We start from the raw sequence: 6,904 nt of genomic DNA on the forward strand, positions 1-6,904 counted from the left end.
GCTTCGCTGGGGCGTGTGACGTACCCCGTACGTCGTGGGACCTCGCCCCAGCGCACGTGACCGGTCGGCAGGGGACAGCAGCCCGGTCACCCAGGCGGTCGGTTCCGGGGACGCCCGGAACCGACCGCAATCCGTTCCAAACGGTTGCGCAAGCCGCGACTCGTCCAGGACGATGCAAAAACCAGCGCATCCCCCACTGCGCGCCCCCCACACGCCGGGCCGACCGACCCTCCCCCGCGGCGCAACCCCCCGGCGCCGCGCCTCGGCACCGACGCTGCCCTGACGTCGGTGCTGACCACCAAGGGCCCCGCGGCACACATTCCCGCGGGGCCCTTGCCGTGCGTCCCGGCGTCCCGACGTCCCGGCGTACGGAAGCCCGGATGGGCCCGGCGCACCGAAGCCCGGGCCGGGCCCGAGGCCCTCGTGTCCACCGCCGGGATGCGCCTCTGGTGCCTCGCCCTCCGGCACCGAGGCCCCGTCCGCCCGGACCGGCCCCGAGCCCCCGCCGCCCACCGCTCCCGACGGGGGCTCGGGCACGGATTACGGAGCCCGGGACGGGCCTCGGGATGCCCCCGCGAGGGCCGCCCACCGGGACCCGTGACTCATGACACATAAGGTTTTTGTGAAGCCGAGTGCAACCGTTTTGGCCATCCGGGGGTCATTCATGGCGTACCAACGGCCACATCCGTACCTCCGCGTCACGGCGTGGCCCGCTCGATCCGGTACCGCGTGATGCGGTGCCCCTGGATTCACCGAGGTCTTCATGAAGCTCCGCCGCGCCGTGGCCGCCGCCGCCACGACCGCCGTCCTGGCTCCGGCCGCACTCCTTGCCGCCCCGGCCGCGTATGCCACGGAGACCGGCTCCTTGGTGACATCGCCGACGCCGGACGGATCCTCGTCCGTGACGGAGCCCGGCGGGGCGGAGCAGCCCCCGGCCCAGGAGCAGGGGCAGGACGGGACCGGCCGGCAGGACGACACCGGGGAGTCGGGGGCCGGCGAGTCCGGCAGCGACACGCCCGGGACGCCGGAGGGCGGGGCGAAGGAGGGCGCGAAGGACGACAAGGACGCCCCCGCCGGCGGCAAGGACGGCAAGGACACCGCGGTGACCGTGCCGGGCAAGCCGGGTAACCCGGGTAAGGACGACTCCCCCGCCGAGGGCGAGGAGGAGTTCCAGGAGTGCGTCACGGATTCCGACACCGAGGAGATCGTCGCCGGGCTGCGGGGGCTGCCCTCGAAGGTCGTGGCCGGATCCGGCTGGGTCGACTTCACCTACCGCGTGACCAATGAGTCCGAGAAGACGCTGAACTCCGTCGACGCCTATCTGGATCTCGGTGTCTTCACGCCTCAGGGCAAGGACGCCTCCGACTTCCTCACGTTCCAGTGGTGGTACGACGGCGCCTGGGAGGACCTCGACCTCGCGGACGGCTATGTCGGTTCGCCCCAGGAGATCGGGCCGGGCGAGTACGCCGAGGCCAAGATGCGGCTGAAGGTGGACCGGAAGGCACCGGCGGCGCTCGCGGTCCTCATCTCCTCCGCGGTGCACATCGGCGCCGAGGGCGACTGCGAGTACACCGAGGACACGGAGTTCGAGTTCGAGATCCTCGCCGCGGGCAGCAAGCCCGGCAAGGTCGACGACGCCGAGGGCAAGCCGGGCAAGCCCGGTGGGAACACGTCGGGCAAGCCCGCCGCCAAGACCGAGCCGCAGGGCGGACGCAAGGACATGCCGGTCACCGGCAACCTCGCCGCGACCGGTTCCAGCGATGTCCTGCCCACCCTCGGGATCGCCGGCGGTATCGCCGTCCTCGCGGGCGCCGGTGTCGTCTTCGCCGTGAAGCGCCGCCGCTCGGACTCGGTCGCGTAACCGCAGGGCCGCGCACTAGGCGGAAGGCGCCCGGGACCGCGTACGGAACAAGAGCACGCGACAGGGACCGCCAGGAGCAGGACCCACGACCGCCCCTCCCGGGCGGTCCACAAGAACACGGAGAGGCCGCTGCACTCGGAGGGGGGTGCAGCGGCCTCTCTGTCATTCCGTGCGGGTCGTTCCGTACGGATTGTTCCCTCCGCGCCGTTCCGTTCGCGCCGTTCCGTTCGCTCGAACCGATCCTGGGCATGACCGCCCTGAAGCAAGCCGCCCCGACCGTCAGGAGCGGTCACCGGGAAACGCCGGCATCCCCAGGAAGGGGAGCGGCAGCGCCCCGAACGCCTCCGGAGGCACGGCCGGGGACTCGGGGGCGACCGGAGCCGTCCGCCGGTACGGCTCCCCCTGCGCCGGACGGGGATCGGGCTCCCCGCGGTTCGGCCACAGAGACATCGCCCGCTCCGCCTGGGCGGTGATCGTCAGGGACGGGTTGACGCCGAGGTTCGCGCTGACGGCCGCGCCGTCCACCACCGAGATGCCCGGGTGGCCGAACAGCCGGTGGTACGGGTCGATCACCCCGGACTCCGGGCTCGCCCCGATGGGGCAGCCGCCCAGGAAGTGTGCCGTGAGCGGGGTCCCCATCAGCTCCCCGATGTTGGAACCGGCGAACCCGTTGATCTCCTTCGCGAGGAGCGAGGCGGCACGGGTGGCCGTCCGGATCTGGTCCGGGTTGGGGGCGCCGTGGCCCTGCCGGGCGGTGAGCAGCCCCCTGCCCGGGCCGCGCGGTCTGCGGTAGGTGGTCAGGGAGTTGTCCAGCGACTGCATGACCAGACCGATGATGGTCCGCTCCGACCAGCGCCGGTTGGAGAGGGAGCGCGCGGCGAGCAGCGGGTGCCGGACCATCGCGCCCAGCCAGCCGGCCACCCGGCCCCGGGGGCGGTACGGGACCTGGAGGATCGTCAGCCCGCCCATGGCGTTGGAGCCCCTGCCGTAACGGACCGGCTCGATATGGGTGTCGGCGTCGGGGTGGATCGAGGAGGTGATCGCGACTCCCCGCGTGAAGTCGACGCGGTCCCCGCCATGGCGCTCGCGGTAGCGGCGGTCGTCGGTCTGCGCGCCCACCAGCGCCTCGGAGTTCGTACGGGTCAGCTCGCCGAGCCGGGCCGGGATCCGGGGCAGCAGTCCGGTGTCCCGCATCCGGTGGAGCAGGGTCTGGGTGCCGTACGTTCCCGCCGCGAGGACGACACGGCGGGCCGTGAACGTACGTCCGCTGCCCTTGCGCCGGTTGTCGCTGGGCAGGGTTCCGACGGCGAAACCGCCCCGGGCGTCGTCGGTGAGGGTGACGGCCGTGGTCATGGGGTGGACGACGGCGCCCGCCCGCTCGGCGAGATGGAGGTAGTTCTCGTTCAGGGTGTTCTTCGCGCCGTGACGGCAGCCGGTCATGCACTCGCCGCACTCGGTGCACGCCCGGCGGGAGGGACCCGCCCCGCCGAAGTACGGGTCCGGTGTCTCCGTACCCGGCGCGCCCCGGAAGCCGCCGTCACCGTCCCGTCCGTCGCCGAAGAACACCCCCACCGGCGCCATGTGGAAGGTGTCGCCGACGCCCATCGCCTCCGCGGTCGCCTTCAGATGGACGTCGGACGGTGTCATCGTCGGGTTGAGCCGGACGCCGAGCATCCGCCGTGCCTGGTCGTAGTGGGGCCTCAGCTCGTCCTGCCAGTCGGTGATGTCCTTCCACTGCGGGTCCCGGAAGAACGCCTCCGGCGGTACGTAGAGGGTGTTGGCGTAGTTCAGCGAGCCGCCGCCCACCCCGGCGCCCGCCAGCACCATCACCTTGCCGAGGAGATGGATGCGCTGGATGCCGAAGAGCCCGAGGGCGGGGGCCCAGAGGAAGTTCCGCAGGTCCCAGGAGTTCCTGGGCAGCGTCTCGCGGGTGAACCGGCGGCCGGCCTCCAGGACGCCGACCCGGTAACCCTTCTCCGTGAGCCTCAGCGCCGAGACCGCACCGCCGAAACCGGAACCGATGACGATCACGTCGTAGTCGTGGTCACGCTCGGAGTCGGACTTGGAGTCGAAGTCCGAGTCGGGCTCCGAGTCGGGCCCGGAGTCGTACGGGGAGCCGTCACCGGGCCCGGAGTCGCGCTGGTGGTGGAGGGCGGGGTCCGGGTCGTACACCGTCTCGTCGCCCTCCGGCGGAACCTCCCGGCGACCGCGGGCAGGGGGTGTCTGCGGCATGGCTCTCCTCCGTACGGGAAACGGCGGCCGGGTCAGCGCAGGCGCAGCGCCTTCATGGCCCTCAGCGAACGGCTCATCAGCTCCGCGTACGTCCCGTCGTCCATCCCGAACGACGGTGCCAGCGGCATCAGCCGCTGCTGGGCCACCGTCTGCGCCTCGGTGTACTTGAGGATCCCCTCCGAGCCGTGGCGCCTGCCGAGACCGGATTCCTTCATCCCCCCCATCGGGGACCGCACACTGCCGTACGCGGGGGCGTACCCCTCGTTGATGTTGACCGTGCCCGTGCGCAGCCGCGCGGCGATCTCGTGGCCGCGCCGGCCGTCACGCGTCCAGACACTGGAGTTCAGCCCGTACGGGGTGGCGTTGGCCAGCTCGACGGCCTCGTCCTCGTCCGTGAAGCGGTAGACGGACACGACCGGTCCGAAGGTCTCCTCCGTACAGACGGCCATGGGCGGCTCGACTCCGTCGAGGATGGTCGGTTCGTAGAACAGGGGGCCGATGTCGGGGCGGGCCGTACCGCCCGCGACGAGCGTCGCGCCCTTCGCGACGGCCTCGTCGACATGGCGGGCGACGGTCTCCAGCTGGCGTTCGCCGGCGAGGGAGCCCATGTCCGCTCCGTACGACAGCGAGCTGCCGAGGCGCATCGCCCTCGTACGCTCGGCGAACCGCTCCAGGAACCGTTCGGCGACCGATGAGTGGACGTACAGCCGCTCCACGGAGACGCAGAGCTGGCCGGCGGAGGAGAAGCAGGCGCGCACGGCTCCGGCGGCGGCCTTGTCGATGTCGGCGTCGTGCAGGACGAGCATGGCGTTCTTGCCGCCGAGTTCGAGGGAGACGCCGACGAGCCGGGCCGCCGCGCCCCGGGCGACCTCGCGGCCGGTGCGGGTGGACCCGGTGAACGAGACGTAGTCGGCGTGGCGGACGACCTCGGGGCCGACGACCGGGCCCTCGCCGAGGACGATCTGGAAGACGGCCTCGGGCAGACCGGCCTCGATGAGCAGATCACGGGCCCACAGGGCGGTGAGCGCGGTTTCGGTGTCGGGCTTCATCACGACGGCGTTGCCGGCCACGAAAGCGGGCAGGGCGTCGCCGACGGACAGTTCGAGCGGATAGTTCCAGGGGGCGATCTGGCCGACGACTCCGCGCGGATGGCGCAGCTCGGTGGCCTTGGTGAGGACCGGGATCACACCCGTGTGCCGCCGGGGCCGCAGATACGCGCCCGCCCTGCGGCCGTAATGCCGTGCGGCCACGGCGACGGCCTGGACCTCCTCGTGGGCGTGGAGGCGGGCCTTGCCGGTCTCCAGCTGGATGAGGTCGAGGGCCTCGGCCTGCCGCTCCAGAAGGAGATCGTGGAAGCGCAGCAGCACGGCGGCACGGGCGCGGACCGGTGTCGCCGCCCAGACGGGCTGCGCGGCACGGGCGCGGTCGAACGCCTCGGCGACGTCCTCGGGCGTGGACTCGGGCAGATCCGCCAGCTTCTTCCCGGTGAAGGGGGTGTGGTTGGCGGTGCGGCCGGATCCGCCGACTCCCCGGGTGAGCTGGGCGATCACCTCCGGCGTGACCACATCGGCGGCGGTCCGCGCGCCCTCCGGCGAGGGGGCGACCGGGTTGGTGCGGGGGCGGTCGGCGGGGGCGGCCGGCGCTTCCGCCGTCGCGTCGGCCGGGGAGGGCACGAGCACGACCGGTGACGCGTCAGCCGGGGAATCCGGGTCCGCCGGGCCGGTGGAGCCGGCAGGTCCGGCGGTGTCGGCGGAATCGGCAGGTCCGGCGGAGCTGATGGGGCCGGCGGATCCGGGGGAACCCAGGTCGGGAGCGCCGGGGGTGCCGGTGGATCCGGAGGAACCCGGGAAGTCCCTCTCGCTGGTCGAGTCCGCCGCGCCGGTCGAGTCCGTCGAGTCCTTCATGGGGCCGAGGGTATGCCGGGTTCGCCGCTTTGGGTACCCGCCGGTAACAGCTTTCGGCGGCATCGCACCACCGTGCCATCGATCGCTGGCACACAAGCCCTGATCAGCGGCTCCTCAGATGGTACGGACGGCTACAGGCCCTCGATCTTGAGATGCTCGACGACCCGGTCGAACAGCTTGTCGCCCTCCTCGGCGGCCCAGCCCTCGGCCGGTCCGGAGACCCGCAGCCGCCAGTAGACCCCGCTCTTGGCCGAACCGGTCGACACGATGCGCTCCTGCCAGCGGTAGCGGACCTGGTTCTCGTCCGCCGTCGACGAGTAGCTGTACGGCACATAGTCCACGGTCGTGTCGAAGGCGTTCTTGCCCTGGTGCTTCGTCCCCGAGACGGTCACCTTCTGGTCCTCGATCTCCCGGCGGTTGTTGCCGCCGTTGCTGTAGTGCTCCCGCCATGCCTCCTTCGTGGGCTCGATCTCGTTGTCCACGGCCGTCTGCTCGACCCGGTCCAGATGAACCTCGAAGACACCGCTGGGGTCCTTGTAGGTGACACTGGTGCCGTTGTCGTCCTGGGTCCGCCGGTAGTCGGAGGGGACGGCGATGGTGGCGGAGACCACCTCGCGGTCGTTGCGGACCTCCCAGCCCCCGGGAAGCCCGCCCCCGCCGAACGGATCGGTGACGAGCACCGCGACCGCCACCACGACCGCCACCAGCCCGCCGAGAATCCCGTACCGCGCGGGCCGGTTACCGTGCAGCACCGGCGGAACCCACCGACTCCCACCCCCCGCACCCGCACCACTGCCCGTGAACAGCCCTGTCGGGTCCACCACCGGCGGACGCGCCACCGACTCCAGAACCTGCCGGACCTCCTCCACATCCGGCCGCATCCCCGGCTCCTTGCGCAACAACCGCA

Annotated in this window: 3 protein-coding genes and 1 pseudogene; 1 reads left to right on the forward strand and 3 read right to left on the reverse strand. The window is 72.1% G+C overall.

Annotated features, from left to right (window positions below; translation table 11 throughout):
* Positions 1–763 precede the first annotated feature (763 nt).
* Positions 764–1,861 carry an LPXTG cell wall anchor domain-containing protein gene (locus ACIBCM_RS32605; RefSeq protein WP_399249623.1) on the forward strand — a complete coding sequence of 366 codons (1,098 nt, stop codon included), beginning with the start codon at positions 764–766 and terminating at the stop codon, positions 1,859–1,861.
* 279 nt (positions 1,862–2,140) lie between these two features.
* Here ACIBCM_RS32605 and ACIBCM_RS32610 read toward each other — a convergent pair whose 3' ends face one another.
* The 3 genes and pseudogenes from ACIBCM_RS32610 to ACIBCM_RS32620 form a co-directional block, all read right to left on the reverse strand.
* Complete coding sequence (locus ACIBCM_RS32610; RefSeq protein WP_399249625.1) at positions 2,141–4,093, reverse strand: GMC oxidoreductase; 1,953 nt, start codon at positions 4,091–4,093, stop codon at positions 2,141–2,143.
* Between the two features lie 32 nt (positions 4,094–4,125).
* On the reverse strand, positions 4,126–5,997 hold the full coding sequence (locus ACIBCM_RS32615; RefSeq protein ID WP_399249626.1) for a succinic semialdehyde dehydrogenase: 1,872 nt from the start codon (positions 5,995–5,997) through the stop codon (positions 4,126–4,128).
* 131 nt (positions 5,998–6,128) lie between these two features.
* Positions 6,129–6,904, reverse strand: a pseudogene (locus ACIBCM_RS32620) (serine/threonine protein kinase); the annotation flags it as partial.

It is taken from the genome of Streptomyces sp. NPDC051018 (genome assembly GCF_044456085.1).
Lineage (GTDB): Bacteria > Actinomycetota > Actinomycetes > Streptomycetales > Streptomycetaceae > Streptomyces.